Annotated in this window: 22 protein-coding genes and 1 pseudogene; 11 read left to right on the plus strand and 12 right to left on the minus strand. The window is 62.0% G+C overall.

Going from position 1 to position 20173, the window contains the following annotated elements; translation table 11 throughout:
• The first annotated feature begins 146 nt into the window (after window positions 1-146).
• Window positions 147-1739, plus strand: a complete 1593-nt coding sequence (locus NKH17_RS06095) for an alkaline phosphatase family protein (protein WP_352902516.1) — start codon at window positions 147-149, stop codon at window positions 1737-1739.
• A 51-nt stretch (window positions 1740-1790) separates the two neighbouring features.
• On the opposite strand, the gene NKH17_RS06100 is transcribed toward NKH17_RS06095, so the two are convergent.
• A complete protein-coding gene (locus NKH17_RS06100) occupies window positions 1791-3149 on the minus strand; it encodes a PRC-barrel domain-containing protein (RefSeq protein WP_352476211.1) in 1359 nt (452 codons plus the stop codon).
• Window positions 3150-3403: 254 nt separating this feature from the next.
• On the opposite strand from NKH17_RS06100, the gene NKH17_RS06105 reads away from it, so the two are divergent.
• A complete protein-coding gene (locus NKH17_RS06105) occupies window positions 3404-4324 on the plus strand; it encodes a diacylglycerol/lipid kinase family protein (RefSeq protein WP_352898269.1) in 921 nt (306 codons plus the stop codon).
• Window positions 4325-4368: 44 nt separating this feature from the next.
• Here the strand turns inward: NKH17_RS06105 and NKH17_RS06110 are convergent, their stop codons facing one another.
• Window positions 4369-4542 (minus strand): hypothetical protein, encoded by a 174-nt coding sequence (locus NKH17_RS06110; protein WP_352898266.1) that lies wholly within the window; start codon window positions 4540-4542, stop codon window positions 4369-4371.
• Between the two features lie 143 nt (window positions 4543-4685).
• Here NKH17_RS06110 and NKH17_RS06115 point away from each other — a divergent pair, with 143 nt between their 5' ends.
• A complete protein-coding gene (locus tag NKH17_RS06115) occupies window positions 4686-6212 on the plus strand; it encodes a sensor histidine kinase (RefSeq protein WP_352898263.1) in 1527 nt (508 codons plus the stop codon).
• Between the two features lie 42 nt (window positions 6213-6254).
• Here NKH17_RS06115 and NKH17_RS06120 read toward each other — a convergent pair whose 3' ends face one another.
• Together NKH17_RS06120 and NKH17_RS06125 are read right to left on the minus strand one after the other, a co-directional pair.
• On the minus strand, window positions 6255-6734 hold the full coding sequence (locus tag NKH17_RS06120; RefSeq protein ID WP_352898260.1) for a hypothetical protein: 480 nt from the start codon (window positions 6732-6734) through the stop codon (window positions 6255-6257).
• A gap of 10 nt (window positions 6735-6744) precedes the next feature.
• Window positions 6745-7071 carry an ElaB/YgaM/YqjD family protein gene (locus NKH17_RS06125; protein ID WP_254816582.1) on the minus strand — a complete coding sequence of 109 codons (327 nt, stop codon included), beginning with the start codon at window positions 7069-7071 and terminating at the stop codon, window positions 6745-6747.
• A gap of 283 nt (window positions 7072-7354) precedes the next feature.
• On the opposite strand from NKH17_RS06125, the gene NKH17_RS06130 reads away from it, so the two are divergent.
• Window positions 7355-7675, plus strand: a complete 321-nt coding sequence (locus NKH17_RS06130) for a response regulator (RefSeq protein WP_502894191.1) — start codon at window positions 7355-7357, stop codon at window positions 7673-7675.
• A 29-nt stretch (window positions 7676-7704) separates the two neighbouring features.
• Here NKH17_RS06130 and NKH17_RS06135 read toward each other — a convergent pair whose 3' ends face one another.
• Window positions 7705-8256, minus strand: coding sequence for a sigma-70 family RNA polymerase sigma factor (locus NKH17_RS06135; RefSeq protein ID WP_023678544.1), 552 nt, complete (start codon window positions 8254-8256; stop codon window positions 7705-7707).
• A 3-nt stretch (window positions 8257-8259) separates the two neighbouring features.
• Window positions 8260-8463: a NepR family anti-sigma factor gene (locus tag NKH17_RS06140; RefSeq protein WP_023678543.1), complete on the minus strand. Its 204-nt coding sequence runs from the start codon at window positions 8461-8463 to the stop codon at window positions 8260-8262.
• Between the two features lie 215 nt (window positions 8464-8678).
• On the opposite strand from NKH17_RS06140, the gene NKH17_RS06145 reads away from it, so the two are divergent.
• The 6 genes and pseudogenes from NKH17_RS06145 to NKH17_RS06170 all read left to right on the plus strand — a co-directional run bounded on the left by NKH17_RS06145 (window position 8679) and on the right by NKH17_RS06170 (window position 11993).
• Entirely contained in the window at window positions 8679-9473 is a 795-nt protein-coding gene (locus NKH17_RS06145) for a response regulator (RefSeq protein ID WP_352898257.1), read from the plus strand.
• Between the two features lie 239 nt (window positions 9474-9712).
• Window positions 9713-9877 (plus strand): DUF1328 domain-containing protein, encoded by a 165-nt coding sequence (locus NKH17_RS06150; protein WP_023678541.1) that lies wholly within the window; start codon window positions 9713-9715, stop codon window positions 9875-9877.
• Between the two features lie 192 nt (window positions 9878-10069).
• On the plus strand, window positions 10070-11104 hold the full coding sequence (locus NKH17_RS06155; protein ID WP_352898255.1) for a sensor histidine kinase: 1035 nt from the start codon (window positions 10070-10072) through the stop codon (window positions 11102-11104).
• Window positions 11105-11234: 130 nt separating this feature from the next.
• Window positions 11235-11405, plus strand: a complete 171-nt coding sequence (locus NKH17_RS06160) for a hypothetical protein (protein WP_254816578.1) — start codon at window positions 11235-11237, stop codon at window positions 11403-11405.
• Window positions 11406-11458: 53 nt separating this feature from the next.
• A pseudogene (locus NKH17_RS06165) lies at window positions 11459-11665 on the plus strand (hypothetical protein); the annotation flags it as partial.
• An 82-nt stretch (window positions 11666-11747) separates the two neighbouring features.
• Window positions 11748-11993, plus strand: a complete 246-nt coding sequence (locus NKH17_RS06170) for a YMGG-like glycine zipper-containing protein (protein WP_006328050.1) — start codon at window positions 11748-11750, stop codon at window positions 11991-11993.
• Between the two features lie 99 nt (window positions 11994-12092).
• Here the strand turns inward: NKH17_RS06170 and NKH17_RS06175 are convergent, their stop codons facing one another.
• The 4 genes from NKH17_RS06175 to xylF form a co-directional block, all read right to left on the minus strand.
• On the minus strand, window positions 12093-13715 hold the full coding sequence (locus NKH17_RS06175; protein WP_352898252.1) for a CHASE domain-containing protein: 1623 nt from the start codon (window positions 13713-13715) through the stop codon (window positions 12093-12095).
• A gap of 129 nt (window positions 13716-13844) precedes the next feature.
• The gene (locus tag NKH17_RS06180) at window positions 13845-14645 is read right to left on the minus strand and encodes an ATP-binding cassette domain-containing protein (RefSeq protein ID WP_254816576.1); all 801 of its coding nucleotides are present in this window, start codon (window positions 14643-14645) and stop codon (window positions 13845-13847) included.
• A gap of 15 nt (window positions 14646-14660) precedes the next feature.
• Complete coding sequence (locus tag NKH17_RS06185) at window positions 14661-16025, minus strand: sugar ABC transporter permease (protein ID WP_352898250.1); 1365 nt, start codon at window positions 16023-16025, stop codon at window positions 14661-14663.
• A 143-nt stretch (window positions 16026-16168) separates the two neighbouring features.
• A complete protein-coding gene (gene xylF, locus NKH17_RS06190; protein WP_352898248.1) occupies window positions 16169-17209 on the minus strand; it encodes a D-xylose ABC transporter substrate-binding protein in 1041 nt (346 codons plus the stop codon).
• Window positions 17210-17492: 283 nt separating this feature from the next.
• Between xylF and NKH17_RS06195 the strand changes: the two genes are divergently transcribed.
• Window positions 17493-18737: an ROK family protein gene (locus NKH17_RS06195; protein ID WP_352898245.1), complete on the plus strand. Its 1245-nt coding sequence runs from the start codon at window positions 17493-17495 to the stop codon at window positions 18735-18737.
• A 9-nt stretch (window positions 18738-18746) separates the two neighbouring features.
• Here NKH17_RS06195 and phoB read toward each other — a convergent pair whose 3' ends face one another.
• Together phoB and phoU are read right to left on the minus strand one after the other, a co-directional pair.
• Window positions 18747-19436 (minus strand): phosphate regulon transcriptional regulator PhoB, encoded by a 690-nt coding sequence (phoB, locus tag NKH17_RS06200; RefSeq protein ID WP_031212149.1) that lies wholly within the window; start codon window positions 19434-19436, stop codon window positions 18747-18749.
• Between the two features lie 16 nt (window positions 19437-19452).
• Complete coding sequence (gene phoU / locus NKH17_RS06205; RefSeq protein WP_254816572.1) at window positions 19453-20160, minus strand: phosphate signaling complex protein PhoU; 708 nt, start codon at window positions 20158-20160, stop codon at window positions 19453-19455.
• Window positions 20161-20173: the final 13 nt, after the last annotated feature.

Genomic DNA, 20173 nt, shown 5'->3' on the forward strand with positions numbered 1-20173 from the left:
CGCCTCCTGGCCGCAAAGGCGGCAAACACAGAATGGACTGTGCTGTTAAAGTGAACGATGAAGCAGGTTCTGTTCACCATTCGGCAAACTGGACCGGCTTGCATACGCGCCGAAATTGCGCTCCATGAGCGACGCATGTAGCCAGCATGAGGATACAGCGGTTGAGTGGAAAACGCCCCAACATTCTCCTGATCACCTGCGACCAATGGCGCGGCGGCTGTCTGTCAGCTGCTGGGCACAAGGTGGTAAGGACGCCGAATGCCGACGCGCTGGCTGCCGAGGGCGTTTTGTTCCGGAAGCACTATGGCGGCGCCGCACCTTGCTCGCCGGCGCGCGCCTGCCTCTACACCGGCCTTTACCAGATGAACAATCGTGTCTGCCGCAACGGCACACCGCTCGACGCCCGCCACGGCAACATAGCGCTCTGGGCGCGCGCCCTCGGCTATGATCCGACGCTGTTCGGTTATACCGACACCGCGCGCGACCCGCGCACGCTGGCGCCTGGCGACCCGCAGCTGAAGAGTTATGAAGGCGTGCTGCCGGGCTTTACCGTGCGCCAGCTTCTGCCCGAGCACCAGAGGCCCTGGCTGTCATGGCTCAAGGCGCGCGGCGTCGATGCCGGCGCCGGCTCCCCCGACATCCACCGCCCGGCGGGCGAAATCCTGGAAAACGACGGCGAGATCAGCAACGCCCCGCCAGCCTATTCGAAGGATGAGACGCCGTCGGCCTTCCTGGCTGGCGAATTCATCCGCTGGGTCGGCGAGCAGGAGCACGATGCGCCGTGGTTCGCGCACCTTTCCTTCATCAGCCCCCATCCGCCCTTCATCGTGCCGGCGCCTTACAACACCATGTACGATCCGGCCGTGGGCCCAGCTTTTGACCGCGCCGAAAGCTGGCAGGCCGAAGCAGCAAGCCACCCCTATCTCGCCTATGAATTAGACCGGCAGGAACGGTCGAAATTCCGCCCCGGCTCGGAGGGTAAGGTGCGCGACTGGAGCGACGATAGTTTTCGCCGCATCCGGGCGCTCTATTACGGCATGATCTCGGAGGTCGACGCGCAGCTTGGCCGTGTCTGGCAAGCGGTCAAGGCGGCCGATGCATGGGACGACACCGTCATCGTGCTGACCTCAGACCACGCCGAGATGATGGGCGATCATTTCATGCTGGGCAAGGGCGGCTTCTTCGACGGCAGCTTCCATATTCCGCTGATCATTCGCGATCCGCGCCGCCGCAAGGCTGCCGGCAGCAGTGTCGACCGCTTCACCGAGGCAGTCGATTTGGCACCGACCTTGCTCGAGCTCACTGGGCTCGAGCTCACCGGCGGCGAAGTGCTGCCGCATCTCGACGGCCGCTCGCTGGCGCCTTTCCTGGGCGCAACGGAGCCGGACGATTGGCGCGATGCGGCGCATTGGGAGTTCGATTTCCGCTCGATCGCCGATGGTGATGCAGAACGCTATTTCAGTATCGGTCCGCGTCAGTGCAATCTCGCCGTCATCCGCACCCAAAAGTTCAAATATGTGAATTTCGGGGGCGGCCTGCCGCCCTTGCTCTTCGACCTGGAAAAAGATGCCGGCGAGCTGACCAACGTCGCTGACGACCCAGCCTATCTGCCGGTGCGGTTGGAACTTGCCGAAAGGCTGCTTGCCTGGCGGGCCGAGCATCTCGACCAATCTCTGGCGCTCGCCGAATTGACGGACAATGGCGTTGCCGGCCATGTCGCCGGCTTTCCCTCGACATAAACAAAGCCCGCGCCGTTGCCGGCGCGGGCGTCTCTGTCGACCTGTGTGCTGCTAGCGCATGATCATGCGCTGTTTGTCGCGGTTTTGCGCATAGCTGGCCTTGTCATAGGGGGCCTGCGCTTCGAGCTGCTCCTTGGTGAAGTTCGTGTAGAGATAGCGCTTGCCGTTCTTGTCGGTCATGAATTTCAGGTTGTCCATGCCGACCGCCACCTCCTTCTCGCCGACACCGAGGAACCCGCCGACATCGATAATGACTGCATCGACCTTTTTATCGGCGCCCAGCACGATATCGCCGATCTCGCCGACGTTGACATCGTTGGCGCCGTAAACGGTCGTTCCAACCAGATCCTCGGCCCGGATCTGGCCGATCGGCATTTCAGTCAACGTCGACTTGTCGATCGACCCGGTCTTGGTCTGGTCGGCCGTTGCGGGCGCTGGGGCGTTTTGAGCCGTCTTGCCGGCCTGGTCGGCGTTATTGGTCGTCGCAGTGTTGTTGGTCGACGCGGTGTTGCTGGCCATCACGGTAGGCGTGACGGTGGCAGGCGCATTGGCATCGTTCGAAGCAGTGGATGCCGGCGCCGGATCATAGGCCTTGCGGTTGAAGTCCGGCTGCGCCTGCAGCTCTTCCTTGGTGGTTTGCGCGACCAGCCAGCGATCGCCGTTCCTCTCGGCCCACTGCGCCTTGTCGAAATCATAGGCGACGTTCTTTTCGCCGATGCCGAGGAAGCCGCCGACGCCGATGATCAGCGATTGCGCTTTGGCTTCCTTGTTGATGACGATGTCGTTTACGTCGCCGATGTTTTGGGCGTCGTCGCCGGTGCCGTTATAGACGGTCTCGCCGATGATATTGGTGGCGAGATTGCCTTCGGCGCGCTTCACTGGCTCAGCCGGCGCGGCAGGCGCTGGCGTTGTATTTTGCGCGCTGGTGGAAGCCGAAGGGGCGGCGGGTGCCGCATTATCGGCCGAAGCTGGCGGCGGAGGCGGATCGTAAGGCTTCCGGTCGAAATCCGGCTGAGCCGTCAACTCATCCTTCGTCGTCTGAGCTATCAGCCAGCGGTCGCCGTTTTTTTCTGCCCATTGCATCTTGCCGTAGTCGAAGGCGACATTCTTGGTTCCGATGCCCAGGAATCCGCCGACGCCGATGACGACGGATTTTACCTCGCCGCGCTCGTCGAAGACGATGTCGCTGACGTTGCCGATATTCTGGGCATCTGCGCCGGTGCCGTTATAGACGGATTCGCCGATGATGTTGGTAGCAAGGCTGCCCTCGGCCCGTTGCACCGGAGCGGCTGGAGCGGGGTTCTCTACTGCGGGTGGCTGCGCCGGCGCCGGGGTCGTCGCCGACTGCGCAAAGGCACCCGTCGCAATCAATGTTGCGACTGCTGTCGTGGTTAAAAGGGTGCGGATCATCTTAGTGTCTCCTCGTCGGTGATTTCGTGCACGCCCTGCCCGACTGGCGTCACTGCGGGCGCAGCGTCTTCTGCATGTTCACAACGTTGTGACCACACTGTTGTTCCGAAAAAAGCCGTGGTGCACCCGGTACGATGTCAATGGTTCTCGGATTCACCGCGCTGGTCGAAAGGAACATTTTCTCGGCCGCGCCGTTCCATTCCCGGCTGGGACCCCGTCCCGGCCGGATAGGTGCTGGAAAAAATGGAACGGCCATGCGGTTTGCAGCGGTGCTGAACAAGGACGGCGGCACCCTGCGCACCATCGATCTTGAGGCCTTCGCCAGTCGGATGCGCAGCACGCTTGAGACTGCCGGCCACTCGATCGATATCGAAATCGTTGCCGGCAAAGATATCGTCGCCACACTGGACGGCGTAGCTTCCAGGCGCGGCATCGACGCCGTGCTGGCCGGCGGCGGCGACGGCACCATTTCGGCCGCGGCAGCCCGTTTGATGAATGGGGAGAAGGCACTGGCAATTCTGCCGGCTGGCACAATGAACCTTTTTGCGCGCGGCCTCGGTATTCCGCAGACCCTCGATGCGGCGCTGAAATCGTTTGCCGACGGCGAGGTGATAGCGATTGACATTGCAACAGCCAACGGCCGGCCTTTCGTGCATCAATTCTCGATCGGCATGCATGCCAGGATGGTGCAACTGCGCCAGAAGATGGAATTCGGCTCGCGGCTGGGGAAGATGCGTGCCTCGGTGCGAGCCGCTTGGGCAACGATCAACAACCCACCGGCAATGAACGTAACGCTGACGATCGGCGAGGCCGAGATCAAAACCCGGATCACCGGTATTGGCATCACCAACAATCTGTTTGGCGAGGGCCACCTGCCCTATGCCGATGATCCGGCAGGCGGCGTGCTGGGCATCTATGTCACCGTGGCACGGCGGCGCGGCGAATTGATCAGGTTCCTCTTTGACGTCGCCCGTGGGAAATGGCGCGGCAACGAGCATGTCGAAATCCATCAGGCAAACCGCGCCGTTTTGAAAATCCATTTGACGAACAGGAAAGTTCAGGCCGTCATGGACGGCGAACTGGTAAAGCTCGATCGCGAGACGACCGTCGAAATCCATCCGCGCGCGTTGAATGTTCTCGTCCCGGCGCGCGCCGCCGAGGCAAAGGTTGCCTGATGTGGGGTTGCGTGATGCGAGCTGGCACGAGCGATGGGGAGAACCTAGCCGCTGGGCGTGTTGCCCTGTTCGGTCTTCGGCGTCTCGATCATCCAGCCGTAGATTTCGGCGACGCCCCAGGCGATAAAAGCCAGCAGCAGCGCGGCGATCAGGATACGAAGGACATGCTGACCCCGCCGCCCTTGACGGGCTTTGTTTTCAGGAATGGTTTTTGGCATTGTCTGGCTCCATATTTGGCGCCGGCAGGCGTAACTGGCGGGGCGTTGGCTGGTAACGGTCCCCCGCAGCGAAAGTTCCGGCTCTGCAAGGCGGCAAACGGGCCGGTTGGCCTGATCAATCAAAGCCGGCCACTGGGGGCATAGTGGACGACAATAGCCAGAACACGCCGGGCCTGCCGGCCGATATTCGCCGTGTGGTGGGCGCAGCGGACCGTCTTGCCGTGCTGCACGGCCTCGACGCGCTGGACAGGGCTGCCGACCCTGATTTCGATCGCATCGGCGGTCTTGCCGCTTCGGCGATGCAAACGCCTGTCGCACTGATCACGCTGCTCGACGCCGAGCGGCAGTGGTTCAAGTCCTGTATCGGCCTCGACCAGACCGAAACCGCAACCGAGACATCGTTCTGTGCCTATGCCATCGCAGCCGGCAACGTGCCGATGGTGGTGGCCGACGCGGCGGCCGATCCGCGGTTCAAAGCCAATCCGCTGGTCACCGGCGAGCATCATATCCGCTTTTACGCAGGCGTGCCGATCATGATCGACGGCGCGCTGATCGGCACGCTGTGCGTGCTCGACCGGAAGCCGCACGCACATCCCTCCTCTGTCCAGCTCGACCAGTTGTCGGCGCTGGCTGGGCTCGCCGCCAGCCTGTTCACGCTGAAGGACGCAACCCGCAGCGCGGCGATCGCCAAGGCCGCATTGGTTCGAGAGGAAAAGCGGCGCGCTATCGCGCTCGATGCGGCTTCGCTTGCCAGCTGGGCATGGGATATCCGCAGCGACATGATCGACTGCGACGTCCTGCTGCCCGAATTGTTCAACCTGCCGAAGTCGAACAGGCTGAGGGCGCGCGACATCCTGACCGCCATCGACCCGCGCGACGTTCACCAGACCGAAACACGCTTTCGCGACGCGCTGACCGGCAGCGATGACTATTTTGGCGAATACCGTGTCAGAGGCCTCGATCCGCCACGATGGGTCGCAACGCGCGGCCGCGTCATAGAGCGCGACGGCGAGGGCAAGCCGACGCTGATCTTCGGCGTCAATTACGACATTACTGAACGCAAGCTAGGCGACGAACGCCAACGGCTGTTGCTGCGCGAGCTCAATCATCGCGTCAAGAACACGTTGGCAACTGTACAGGCGCTGGCCACGCAGACCGTTCGCCATGCCCGCCAGCCAAGCGAATTCCTCGGCGCCTTCAGCGCCAGGCTGCAGGCACTGGGCGTTGCGCACAGCCTGCTGTCGGACCGCGAGTGGCGCGGCATCGGCATCCGCGAGCTGGTGCAGATCGAGGTAAAGCCGTTCCAAGCCACCGGACAATCGCGGATGGCGATCTCCGGCGCCGATGTCTTGCTCTCACCCGACCAGGCAGTCGGACTCGGGCTGATCCTGCATGAACTGGCAAGCAACGCACTGCAATACGGGTCGCTCTCGGTTTCTTCCGGAAAGGTCGATCTCGATTGGAAGGTACAAGGCAGGAAGGGTGCGCGGCGTCTGTTGCTGGCCTGGCGCGAAAGCGGCGGACCGCGGGTTGCGCCGCCCGAACGCCATGGCTTCGGCTCGATCCTGATCCGCCGCAGCCTGGCCAAGGTCATTTCCAGCGAGGTGACCCATGAATTCCGGCCGGATGGCGTGGTCGCGGAAATATCGATTCCGCTCGAAGATTTGTAACGCCAGCATTTTGCGACCGGCGCCAGAATCGTTTGTCCCGAACTATTCGCGTTTGCCGGTATCCGGATCATCCGAGCCGCGCTTCACGTTCTCGCGGTAGATGGCGTAGGCAGCGAGTGCTATCGCCGGGCCGAGAATGGCGCCCAACCCGCCCTTCGCCAGGCCACCTTTGCCCTTGAGCAGCGCCGGCAGCACGGCGAGTGCCGCAGTGATGCCGATAGCCTTAATGTCGGCGTTGCGTCGCTTCGCCCGGCGCCTGGCGCGCGAGCCGGCCGACATGCGGTAGGCGAGCAGGATGAGACCGGCGATTGCCAGAAAGCCGATCCCGAAGCTCAGGCAAGCTGCCATCGGCCCATAGCGGGCCGCCGCCCAGATATAGGCCGCCCCGACGAGGAAGCCGAGGCCGCACAGCGCCGCGAGCGCTGCGACCGAATAGACAATCGCAGCGACGCGCACGCGTTGCACCGCCGCAATGGTTTCGCCCGAGGCAAGGCCCGAGATCAGCGATGCAAGCATTCCCATGCGTGCAGAACTAGCGGCGCGCGAGAAGCGCGAAGAGGAATCCGACGCCTGCGGCGATCGCTAGCGAAGTCACCGGTTTTTCGCGCATATGCGCTATCATCTGCGCCTCGATGTCCCTGGCGTTGGTGCGCAAGCTATCGAAGGCTGCCTCGCCCTGGGTTCGCAACTGCTCGACGCTTTCGGCGGCGACTCGCCGCGCTGCCCCGTAGCCATGTTCGCCAGTTTTGGCCAACAGCTTGGTAAGTTGATCGATGTCGGCCTTCAATTGTGCGATGTCGGCCTCAATATCGGAATTCGTGCGGGCTTCGTTCCCGGCCTTACCTGCGGCAGTCGCCATTGCTTCACTCTCCATGATTTTGCTCGGTCGAAACGCCCGACAGACCCCAAGGTTCCGGCACGAACCTCTTCTAACCCTATCTCCGGCAGCGCGCGTTGCAAATGCCTTGCATGGGCCGAGGCCGACGCATCCGCGCCGGCACGTCTTTTTTAAATGACAGCATGCCAAATAACGATCATGACTTCCCTCGTTTCACGATACGCATCTAAGGAGATATTGCTGCGTGCGCGCATCACTTGACGGTTTGCGGATTCTTATCCTGGAAGATGAGTTCCTGATTGCCATGGATATCGAGCAGCTTTGCCGCGACTACGGCGCGCTCAATGTGGTCATCGCCCGTGATCTGACCGAGATCGAACAGCAAGACGTTGCCGCGCAGTTCGATGTGGCCATAGTCGACCTCATGCTGAGCGGCGTTTCGACGCTCCAATTTGCATCGCGGCTGCGTGAAGCGGGCATCCCGTTCGTCTTCGCGTCCGGCTATTCGGATACGAACGAGATCAAGAAATCCTTTCCCGGCGTCAGACTGGTCACCAAGCCCTATTCGGGAGACGATCTCGTCGAGGCAGTGGCGGCGGCCTGCAGGCGAACGCCTCTCCGCTGAGGCGCGGAGCGGTTCGAACACGCCGCGCTTCACGCAGCCGTCGACCCGGTTACCTGAGCCGAAATTGCGTCCGGGCCATACTCGTCTTCACCGGAGATCTTCAGGATTTCCTGCAGCCGTGTGCGGGCGCGGCTGACGCGGCTCTTGATCGTTCCGACGGCGCAGCCGCAGATCTCGGCCGCTTCCTCGTAGGAGAAGCCCGACGCGCCGATGAGGATAATGGCTTCGCGCTGGTCTTCTGGCAGCAATTCGAGCGCGCCGCGAAAGTCTTCGAGGTCAAGCTGGCCGTGCTGGGCCGGGTGAACGGCAAGCCTGGCCGTCATGACGCCATCGCTATCCTGCACCTCGCGGCCGCGCTTGCGCATCTGCGAATAGAATTCGTTGCGCAAGATCGTGAACAGCCATGCCTTCAGATTGGTGCCGGGCTGGAAGCTTTCATGCTTGTCCCAGGCCTTGACCAATGTTTCCTGCACCAGGTCGTCGGCCTTGTCGGCGTTTTGCGTCAGCGACACGGCAAAAGCCCGCAGGCTCGGGATCGAGCCGAGCAAGTCGGTCTTGAAGCCCTGGGAGACGGCCGCCATGCCTCAGTCCTTCTTTTGTACAGGTTCGGCCTTTTCCAACTGGCTGAGCAGTTGGGCGAAGCGATCCGGCACATTGTCGGAGACCAGCTCGTCGTAGTATTGTTTGAGTTTGCGGCCGATTTCCGAGTTCGGCCCAAGCGGGTCGCGGGAAGCAGCCCGGCGCCCGTTGCCAACGCCACCCATGGTAGCTTTCGTCATGTTCTTCATTCGCCCTTTTGTCCCAGCCTTAAGCCGCCCTTCAACACATAACGCAAGGCAAGCGGCAGCCTCGTCTGGTTGCCCAACCCGCCCTTAAACGCCAGCCCATATACTTAGTTCCGCATGATCGGAACTTTTTCGCAGAACCTGCGTTTTCAACCTTGGGCCCTGCGAACCGTTTTTAGCTGTAACATGCATCACGTCATATGAGGGAGACGTCCAATATGAGCCTATCAGCAACCATCGCTCCGCACCTGCCGTTCCTGCGTCGCTTCTCGCGCGCTGTATCCGGATCGCAGGAGAGCGGCGACGCGCTGGTCGCCGCAATGCTCGAGGCCATCATTGCCGATGTCGACATCTTTCCGAACGCATCGAACGACCGCATCGCGCTCTACAAGGTCTTTGCCAAGCTCTTCACCTCAGTGGCCATTCGCGTTCCGCAGGAGCATGCCCAGTCGGCATGGGAACAGCGTGCCGCGGCCAATCTGAATGCAATTGCGCCTCGTCCCCGCCAAGCCTTTCTGCTGGTCGCGGTTGAAGGCTTCAGCGAAGACGAGGCGGCGGAGATTCTCGACGTCGACGAACAGGAATTCTCCGAACTTCTCGTGCAGGCGAGCAACGAGATCTCCCGCCAAGTGGCAACCGATGTGCTGATCATCGAGGATGAGCCGCTGATCGCCATGGATATCGAGGAAATGGTCGAAAGCCTCGGCCACCGCGTCGTCGGAACGGCGCGCACCCACGCCGAGGCGGTGGCGATGTTCGGCAAGACGCGGCCAAAGATGGTGCTTGCCGATATTCAGCTTGCCGACGGCAGTTCGGGCATCGCGGCCGTCAATGAGATCCTGTCGTCCACCTCGGTGCCGGTGATCTTCATCACCGCCTTTCCCGAGCGCCTGCTCACCGGCGAGCGGCCGGAACCGGCTTTCCTCGTCACCAAGCCGTTCAACCCGGATATGGTCAAGGCTCTTATCAGCCAGGCCCTGTTCTTTGACCGGCACGCGAAAGCCGCGGCATGAACATCGGGCGGCCGAGTTGCCGCCGCCAGGGTGTGGGATAGCCACTCCTCTTGGACCAGATGGGGCGTGACGCCGGCTTAACACACGACAGCCAACTGCTGCCGAACCTGACGAGGACCTTTTCGCACACATCGCAGCAATTCCGGCCGCAACGATTTTCAGCATCGTCTTTTTCGGGAAATGGTGGAACAAACGGAGGCGAATCACGTTTTCACCGCAGCATTGGAAGGAGATGGATCATGCTTTACTGGGCGCTCGTATTTCTAGTCGTGGCGATTATCGCCGGTGCGCTTGGTTTCGGCGGCATCGCTGGCACCTCGGCCGGCATAGCGCAGATATTGTTCTTCATCTTTCTCGCCTTCCTGATCATATCGCTAATTGCCGGCCTGATCAGACGGGCGTGAATGCGAAGCGGCCATTCAAGCGAACACTGGAAGCCGCACCCCTCAAACGGTTTCCAGCCACCGCCGGGCAGTGTCCTCTAACGGGATGCCGCTCGGCGGACCGCTTTTTAGGGCTTGATCCGCAGCTCCTCCTTTTGGAACCCATTTTACCCTGAGCCGTTCAGCTCGACGTGGGTTGAGCAAAATTGACCGATGCGTTCCAGAGTCGGAAAAATGAAAGACCGCGGCCAGAGTGATGAGATCATCGCTCCGCATCCCGCCGAAAGCGGAATGCAGCTTGGCCGAGCCCTTCTTCACGCTTTGCACAATGCCGGGGTTTCCGTTCTATACCAAGATCGCGAGATGAAAACTGTGTGGGCGCGCAACATGCGCGCACCATGGACTTCCGATGCCTCCGACAACAACGGCATCTTGCCGCCGGCGCAGGCAGAGCGTATCGGCGCTGCCAAGCACGACGTCATCGTCTCCGGCAATCCTCAACATCTCGAACTCAGCGTGCCGGCCGATGATGGCGCCCGCTGGTTTCAGGTGTGGATCGACGCCGACCGCAGCGACACCGGCGCGGTGCAGGGCATCGTGACCACAATGGTCGAAACAACCGAGCAGAAACGCCGGGAGCAGACGCTGAAGGCGCTGCTGCGTGAAGTCAGTCATCGCTCCAAGAACCTCTTGGCCATCATCCAGAGCATCGCCACCCAGACGGGCCGTTATTCCGGCAGCATTGACGATTTCCTCACGCGTTTCCGGGGCCGATTGCAGTCGCTGGCCTCCTCGCAGGACCTGGTCACGTCATCCAACTGGCGGGGCGCAGCGCTGCGGGAGCTGGTTTCCGGTCAGGTCGGCAGGTACGGCGCGGACCCCGTACACAGCCTGCGTTTCCGCGGCGCAAATCCATATCTCAACCCCAATGCCGCCTTGCACATCGGCTTGGCCATGCATGAGCTCGCCCTCAATTCGGTCAGCTATGGCGCGCTGTCGCGCAGCGACGGTTTCGTCGAGGTGACGGCCGATCTGACGGCAGCTTCCGCTGGCGAGCCTGCGCTGTCGCTGACATGGGCCGAAGTGATCGGAGCCAATGACAATCAGCGTAGCGAGAAGCGTTTTGGCAGCGTCGCGCTTGAACGCGTCGTACCCACATCGTTGAATGGAACGGCGACACTTGAGATCACCGGGAACCGCCTCGAATACCGCCTTGTCGTTCCTCACGGCAATTTCGAGACGGATTGAACGAGCGGCCGCCGCCGCGAGAAGGCTTCTGCGCATCGCCAACTTTAACCGACTGTTCACCATAAAGTCCGATCCTGTCCGACGTGTCGATCCATCGATTGAGTTTGGCACAAAATGAAAGGGATGGGCCTTGACGGCTGCCGACTTGAACAGACTGGAACAGGCCGCTCGCGTCTCGATGGGCGGTTTTCAGGATCCCGAAGCGTCCGCAGCGCCCGCGCCTCGTGCTTCGCCCCTCCGCTTCGCCGCCGTCGCGCTTATGGTCGCGATCGTCCTGACCGCCGCGTCCCAGCTGATCTGATCGAGCTCGCCTCTGCTTGATCGCTTTGAAACCACTGCCCGAGTGCTCGGCCGCGCCCATTCGCGGTCACCGACCTGCAGGGCCAGGCCCAACATCTCGTCGCCAGATGCCTTGCCGTCGATCCGGCGCTCGAGGACTATGACAGGATCGTCTGGAACGTGCGTCCCGACGGTACGCTCGATGCGTCCTTGGAGATTTCCGGGTTCGTGGTAGCATCGAACGGCGCACGCCCCGAAAAAGACTATCTTAATCAACAATGAAATCGTGCGGGCAAAGGCCGAACTTTCATGCTAAATGGCGGCTGGAGCTTATTAAAGTGAGGACAAAAGTGAGGATGACTCCATGCGGAAGATGATTATTGCCATGGTTGCCGTGGTTGCGGTCAGCGGCTGCACCACCACGGAAGAGAACGTGGGTATCGGCACTGTGGGCGGCGCGCTCATTGGTGGCGCTGTCGGCGGCGGCAAGGGCGCTTTGATCGGCGCCGGCGCTGGTGCGATTGGCGGTCTGCTGGTTCGCCGTCTGCAAAATGGCTACTGCCAATACAGAGATCGTCACGGCCGGATTTACACAGCTCGCTGCAACTAGTTTCGAGCTCCAGGCGAACAGCAAACGCGGAGGCAGGCCACCTGTCTCCGCGTTTGCCCTTTCAAAGCGCTGTTGCGACGCAGCCCACAAGATGGCGTTTCAGGCCGGCAGCGGAACCTTGATTTCCACGTTCAAGCCATCTTCGCGAAAATCGCGCCTGATTGTGCCACGCAACTCGCGTGTGATGTTGAGATCGATCAGTCTGGTGCCAAAACCGCTCTTTGCCGGTGTCGCGAGCTTCTTCTGACCGGCCTCGCGCCAGTTGAGAGCCAATGTCCGGGCGCCGCTACCTCCTTCGAGCGACCAGTCGACCTTCAGCGCACCGACTGAATTGCCGGCTTCGCCATGCTTCAGCGCGTTAGTCGCCAGTTCGTGAAAGACGAGGCCGAGTGCCTGCGTCGTCTTTTCATCGAGAAGAACCTGCGGTCCCGACAGCAGCCCTTCAGGAAGCTCACTGCCGAACACCTGGCCTAGCTCGATGCGCAGCAGGTCGCCGAGATCGGCTTTCTGCCAGCGTGAGCGCGTCAGCATGTCCTGGGAAGCCGCCATCGCCTGCAGCCGGGCCGAGAAAGAAGCCGAGAATTCCTGGACGTCGGTGGTGTGCGATGCTGTCTGGCGCGCGATTGCCAGCACCCGCGTGATCGAGTTCTTGATGCGATGCTTCATCTCTTGCAGCATCAGGTCTTTTTCCAGCAGGCTCTTTTCGGTCGTTTCGTGAAGCAGCGAGATCGCCTCATAGGCCCGCTCCTGATAGCGGGCCACCAGCGCGATGGCGCCCGCAAGCAGCAGTCCGAACAATCCGAGCATCACCGGGATGGCGCGCGAGGAAGGTTGCGAGAAAGCACTTGTCGGCCTGAACAGGACGACCCACGGCCGCCCGGCGACGGTGATCTTGCGGGTGACCAGCAGCCTGTCGCCGAGGCTCGAAACAGGCGGCGTTTCCGATTGGAACAGCAGGTTGTCGCTGTCAACTGTGCCGTCATAGATCTCGGTGTTGACCGGCAGCAATGGTGCCCGACTGAGCGCAGCCTGGAACAGGTCACGGGCGCGGAAGGCCGCATAAAGGAAGCCGGCAGTCGAGGATCTCGTCGCGTTCACGGCGTCCGGCGCGGTTTCGACATTGAGCCGGACGAAGACGAGGAACCCGGTAAAGGTCTGCGCGGCACCCGTATCCTTGCCGAGCTGCACGAGCCCGCTGGCGTGCTGCTGATCGTCGGCCATCGCCTTTTCGATTGCCTCGCGCCGCGCCGGCCCGGTGAACATGTCGTAGCCGATGCTGGATTGGTTGGACGGATCCAGCGGTTCGAACAGCACGATGGGCGTACGCCACGGTAAGTTCGTGTCGGGGTAGATCGGATGACTTGCGCCGTGATCGTGCAGGATGTCGCGCTCGACCGCCGCCTCGTTGCCAGTTTTCGCCAGGCGGAGGAAACCGATGCCGCGCAGGCCGGCGAAATTATTGTCGATGTCGAGCGCGTTGAAGAAAGCCTTGAACTCGCCTTGCGAGATACCGCCATTGCGCGCGTCGAACAGCGCTCGGGTCGAACGCAGCAGCGACAGGTCCAGGTCGATGCGGCTTTCGATCCGGTTAAGCGCGTCGTCCGCCGTCGCCTCGAATTTTATGCGGGCCGCCTCCTGGGTGGCAAAATAGGCAAAGCCCGCCATCGTCAGGCTGATCAGCGCGACGGCGATAAAAGCGACGGTCGGAAACAGCTTCTTCAATTGCTGATACGTCCCGTGGACGGTTCGGCATCTTTATGGGCAAGTCCCGACGCCAACACAATGGCCAGGCCAAAGCATGGTGACGGCTGGCACATTTTGGCGGCTTGTGATTAGCCGGCTAATTCTCGTTCATGCGGCGATCTTCAGCGCGCCCGGCCCCGGAATGGCGCCGGGTGGGCACTTGCCAAGGATGATCATGCCGAGCACTTCGTCCTGGGTGACGTCGGTTGTGCGCGCCGTGCCGACAACCCGACCGTTCTTCATGACGCAGACACGGTCGGCAAGCTCGAACACGTCGTGAATATCATGGCTGATCAGGAAGATGCCGATGCCGTCGGCCTTGAGCTGCTTGACCAGTTCGCCGACCTGCGCCGTCTCCTGCGGCCCGAGTGCCGCCGTCGGCTCGTCCATGATCAGGATGCGAGCATTGAACAGGATGGCGCGGGCGATCGCCACCGACTGCCGCTGGCCGCCCGAAAGCTTTACCACCGGCTCCTTGAAGCGTTGGAAACGCGGATTGAGCCTGCCCATCACCTTGCGCGCCTCGGCCTCCATGGCGACGTCGTCGAGCGTACCCCAGCCGGTCATCAGCTCGCGGCCGAGAAACAGGTTGGCGGCCGCATCGACATTGTCGGCCAGCGCCAGCGTCTGATAGATCGTCTCGATGCCGTACTTCTTGGCGTCGCGGGGGTTGGAGATCGAAGCCTCCTCGCCGTTGACGAAAATCTGGCCCGCATCGCGCTTATAGGCGCCGGACAGGATTTTTATCAACGTCGATTTGCCGGCACCGTTGTGGCCGAGCAAAGCCATCACCTCGCCCGGGAAAAGATCGACCGAGGCATCGTCGACGGCGCGAATGCCGCCGAAGGCGATCGAGATGTTGCGCATGTCGATCAGCGGCGTGCCCGTGGGAGCGGTCTTGTCGGCCATGATCGTTCCTCCTCCCTAAATGCGTTTGCGATAGACGGTATCGAGCCAGACCGCGAGCACCAGCACGGCGCCGACGACGATGCTCTGCAGCGGTGAATCGATGCCGAGCAGCACCATGCCGGACTGCAGTGATTGCATCAAAAGTGCGCCGAGCATGGCGCCGAGCACCGTGCCGGAGCCGCCTGCAAGTGACGTGCCGCCGATGACCGCGGCGGCGATGACCAGCAGTTCGTCTAGCGTGCCCAGCGCATTGGTCGACGAGTTCTGCCTGGCTGACGAGATCGCCGCGGCGATCGTCGCCAGCACGCCCATGATCATGAACACCTTCATGGTCACCCAACGCGTGTTGATACCGGCAAGGTTGGCGGCTTCCGGATTGCCGCCGATGGCGAAGACATAGCGGCCGAAACGGGTACGCTTGGTGATGAAGGTCATGATCAGCCCGACGGCCACAGCCATCAGCACGGGTATGGCGATGCCATGGGCGATGAACAGCCCGCCTTCGGGAACCGTTATATTGTTGGCCGCCGCGTATCTGTTCACGATGCCGACCGGCCAAGGATAGGAATTGGCGAGCCATATGGCGCCCATGATGACAGCGCAGGTGAGGACACCGAGGAACGTCTCGGCCCAGATCGGGCGCAACGGAAAGCGGAACCGCTTGCGCTGCACCCGCCCGTTGAGCAGCATGAACACAACCGCCAGGCACGCGATAATTCCGACGATCCAGCTCCATCGCGCGCCGATCGAACCCGCCGGCCCACCGCCCATCAGCTGGAACGTGGCATCAAGCGGCGCAATCGTCTGACCGCTGGCGACCCACCATGCGGCACCCCGCCAGACCAGAAGGCCGCCCAGCGTCACGATGAAGGCCGGCACCTCGAGATAAGCGATGATGTATCCCTGGAACGCTCCGATAAGAAGGCCGAGCGCCAGGCCAATGGCCAGCGCCAGGATCCAGATCCAGGGGTTGCCGAGTTGCAGACCGATCATTCGCACCAGGAAATGCACCTGCGCAAAGCCCATGACCACGCCAATCAGGCCTTCGGCGGAACCGACCGACAGGTCGATATTGCGCATGACGATAACCAGCACCATTCCGGCGGCCATTATGGCCACGGCGGAAGTCTGCACCGAGAGGTTCCAGAGATTGCGTGGCGTCAGGAAGGTCCGGCTGTCGAAGTCGAACGGATTGACGCCGAGCCGTACGCTGGAAACGACATGCAGCCCGATCCAGATGACCAACAGCGCGCCGATCATGCCGAGCATACGGGTGTCGATCTCGGTTGCCTTGAGAAACCGGGCAACGATGCCGAGCTCGGATTCCCGCGCCCGGTCTGCCGTGCTGTCGACCGGCGTGTTGGAAGTCGTGTCGGTCATCATGTTTCTCCCGCCGGGTTGCCGTCTGCCGCGGATGCCGGAAGCAGCCTAGAAGTTATCCGCCGGAAGCGGAAAAACAATTCTTTTTGAAAAAACGCCGCGGCATTACAGCCGCGGCGTTCTCTACGCTTGGAAACGACGGATCAGTTGCAGACCGCAACAGTGCCAGCCGCCACGCCGGCGCAGACCTCTTCTTGCTTGATCCAGCCGGCGTCGATGACGACGTTGAGGTTATCCTTGGTGATGGCGACCGGAGTCAGGAACAGCGACTTGACCGTGTTGCCGCCGGGCGTGGTGAAATCCTTCACGCCGGCAATGTCGGTCATCTGCTTGCCGTCGGCAAGCTGCGAGGCGATCTCGGCGGCGTTCTTACCGAGCTCGCGCGCGTCCTTCCACACCGACACGGTCTGTGTGCCAAGCGCGATGCGGTTCAGCGCGGCGTGGTCGCCGTCCTGGCCGGAGACCGGAACCGATCCGGCCAACCCTTGTGCTGTCAGCGCGGCGACGACGCCACCGGCGGTGCCGTCATTGGCCGCGACCACGGCATCGACCTTGTTGTCGTTGGCGGTCAGGAACTGTTCCATGTTCTTCTGAGCGTTGGCCGGCAGCCAGCCGTCCGTATAGGCCTCGCCGACATTCTTGATCTTGCCGCTGTCGATGGCCTCCTTCAGCACCTCCATCGAACCGGCAAACAGGAAATCGGCATTCGGATCGGAACCCGAACCCTTGATGAAGACGTAGTTGCCTTCCGGCTTCACCTTGAAGACTTCGCGGGCCTGCATGCGGCCGACTTCCTTGTTGTCGAAGGTCAGATAGAACACGTCCTTGTTCTCGATCAGCCGGTCATAGCCGACGACCGGGATGCCTTCGTCCAGTGCCTTCTGCACGGCCGGCCCGATGGCCGAGGCATCCTGTGCCAGGATGATCAGCGCATTGGCACCCTGCGAGATCAGGCTCTCGACGTCGGTGAGCTGCTTGCCGGGGTTGGACTGTGCGTCGGCGGAAATATACTTGTCGCCGGCGGCCTCGATGGCCGCCTTCATTGCGGCCTCGTCGGTCTTCCAGCGCTCTTCCTGGAAGTTCGACCAGGAAACGCCGATGACCTTGTCTTTCGCCTGCGCCACCGACGCCAGCGCCAGCGTCATGGCGACACCCGCCAGAATGGCGGTCGTGAATTTCTTCATCATATCCTCCCTGCGCCGCGTACGGCGTGACCAATTGCTCAACGACCAGCTTAGAAGCTCTATTTTTTCGAGCCTCGAAAAAATACTGGCCCGATCTCCGGCTGCTGTCAACATCGATTCTGATGGATTTTGATGACTGTGCGAGTTTTTTCGAGCGCCGGAATAAACGATGACAGCGCCACCTGCATCTGACACTATTTGCCGCATCCGACACTATTTGTCGGACATTACCGACGGCTTCCGGTTCATGAGCGGCCGCGGCAACCGGGAGGAAAGCAAAACGATGTCGGTCGGAATCCGCCACGACGATTTGCGCCGGCGCAACCGGGCGATGGTGATCTCGGCGGTGCGCCGGGCCGGCCAGCCGTCGCGTACGGAGATCGCAGCCACCACCGGCCTCAGTCATTCAACCATATCGGCGATCTCCTCCGACCTGATACGGGAAGGCATCCTCGCCGAGAGCAAGGCAAGTGAGGCCGTTTCGTTGAAACGCGGTCGTCCGCAGGTCGGCCTCGCCCTCAACCCGGAAGCGGCGGCGGTGCTGACCGTGGTGTTGTCACTGAATTTCCTGTCGGCCGCCATTATCGACTATGCGGGACAGGTGGTCGCCGAGGAACAGCGCCGGCTGGACACGCTGACCATGCCGCGCGACGAGCTGATCCGCGAATGCATGGCCATCGTCCGGCGCCGGCTTGAGGACCCAGACCTTGACGTCCGCAGTGTCGCCCGCATCGCCCTGGCGATTCAGGGCATTACCGACTCCCCTGCACGCGCCATGCTGTGGTCGCCGATCACGCCGCAGACCGACATCGCCTTTGCCGACCTGCTGGAAGACGAATTCGGCATCCCGGCCACGGTGGAGAACGACTGCAATATGATGGCGGTGGCTTTGCGCTGGCGCGATCCGGATCGCTATCGCGACGACTTCATCGCCATCCTGCTTTCGCATGGCATCGGTATGGGGCTTGTGCTGAAGGGCGAACTGTTCACCGGGACGCATTCCTCGGGCGGCGAATTTGGCCACATGATCCATCATCCGGGCGGCGCGCTCTGCCGGTGCGGGCGGCGCGGCTGCATCGAAGCCTATGCCGGCAACTATGCCATCTGGCGCAACGCCAGGCAGATGAGCGAAGACAGCGAACCGGTCGCCGACGTCAGCGACGCCGACATGCGCGCGCTGGCCGCCCGCGCGCGCGAGAAGGATGGGCCGGAACGCGAGGCCTACCGCAAGGCCGGCGAAGCGCTGGGTTTCGGTCTCGGCTCGCTGTTCGCGCTGATCGATCCGGCACCGGTCGCGATGGTCGGCGCCAGTGCCGCCGCCTTCGATCTGATCGAGCCGGCCTTGCGCAAGGCCATCGCCCAGACCGCCGGCGGCCAGCACTCGGGCTCGATCTCCTTCGATACCGAGCCGAACGAATTGCCGCTGATCCGCGAAGGCTGCGCGATGCGGGCGTTAAGCTTCGTCGACCAGGAGATTTTCGCGCCGGGCGCGCAAATGAGGCCCGGCGTCAGAAAGAACGTCGCCTGACCAGGCGGGTCAATCTTCCCGGATCGCGTAACCGGCACCGCGGATGGTGCGGATGACATCCGGCATGCGGCCGTTGTTGACGGCCTTGCGCAGCCGCCCGACATGCACGTCAACGGTGCGTTCGTCGATATAGATCGTCTCGCCCCAGACATTATCGAGCAACTGGCTACGCGAGAAGACGCGGCCCGGATGCCGCATCATGAACTCGAGCAACCGGAATTCGGTCGGCCCGAGCCGGATCTCGCTCTTCTTGCGATAAACCCGGTGCGATTCGCGATCGAGCACGATGTCGCCGACCTTCAGCACGCTGGACAGCACTTCCGGCTTGGCGCGGCGCAGCAGCGCCTTGACCCTGGCCATGAATTCCGGTGTCGAAAACGGTTTGACCAGATAGTCGTCGGCGCCGGTCGAAAGACCGCGCACCCGGTCGCTCTCCTCGCCGCGCGCGGTCAGCATAATGATCGGCAGCCGCTCGGTTTCGGGGCGCACCCGCAACCGGCGGCAGAGCTCGATGCCGGAAACCGCTGGTATCATCCAGTCGAGCACCAGAAGGTCGGGCACATTCTCCTGCAAACGGATCTCGGCTTCGTCGCCACGTGTCACCACCTCGACCTGGTAGCCTTCGGATTCGAGATTGTAGCGGAGCAGCACGCCCAACGGCTCCTCGTCCTCCACCACCATTATGCGTGGTGCGATCATCGGCTGGGCACCCCCATCATGTCACCGGTGCGGACATTGTCGTTTCGTCCTGCTTCGGACGATTGACCGGCAATTGCTCGCCGGTCAGCACATAATACGCATTTTCGGCGATGTTGGTGACATGGTCGCCGATCCGCTCGAGATTCTTGGCGCAGAACAGCAGATGCGTGCAAGCGGTGATGTTGCGCGGATCTTCCATCATGTAGGTCAACAGCTCGCGGAACACGGACGTGTATTTGACGTCGATACGCTCGTCGGCGGCACGCAGCTTGGCCAACGCGGCCGCATCGCCTGCAGCATATTCCTCGATGACGCCCTGCACCTGAATGAGCACCAGCTGCGCCATCGCATCGATGGAATGCGAAAGGTCGCGCGGCGTGACGCTGAGGCCGACCGCGCTCACACGCTTGGCGATGTTCTTGGCAAGGTCGCCGATGCGTTCGAGGTCGCCGGCCATGCGGATCGCTCCGACGACATGGCGCAGATCGTGAGCCATTGGCTGGCGCTTGGCGATCAGGGTGATGGCGCGGTCGTCCAGTTCGCGTTGACGCGCGTCCATGATGGCGTCGTCGGAGACGACGCGTTGCGCCAGCACGTTGTCGGAATTCAACAGGGCCTTGGTCGCCCCGCCGACCATCGAACCGGCGAGGTCGGCCATGTCGCGGATCAGCTTGCTGATCTGCTCGAGATCCTCGTCGAAAGAAGCGACTGTGTGTTCGCCCATGGTCCTGTCCTCA

Origin of the sequence: Mesorhizobium sp. M1334 (assembly GCF_040317995.1) — a bacterium.
Classification (GTDB): domain Bacteria; phylum Pseudomonadota; class Alphaproteobacteria; order Rhizobiales; family Rhizobiaceae; genus Mesorhizobium.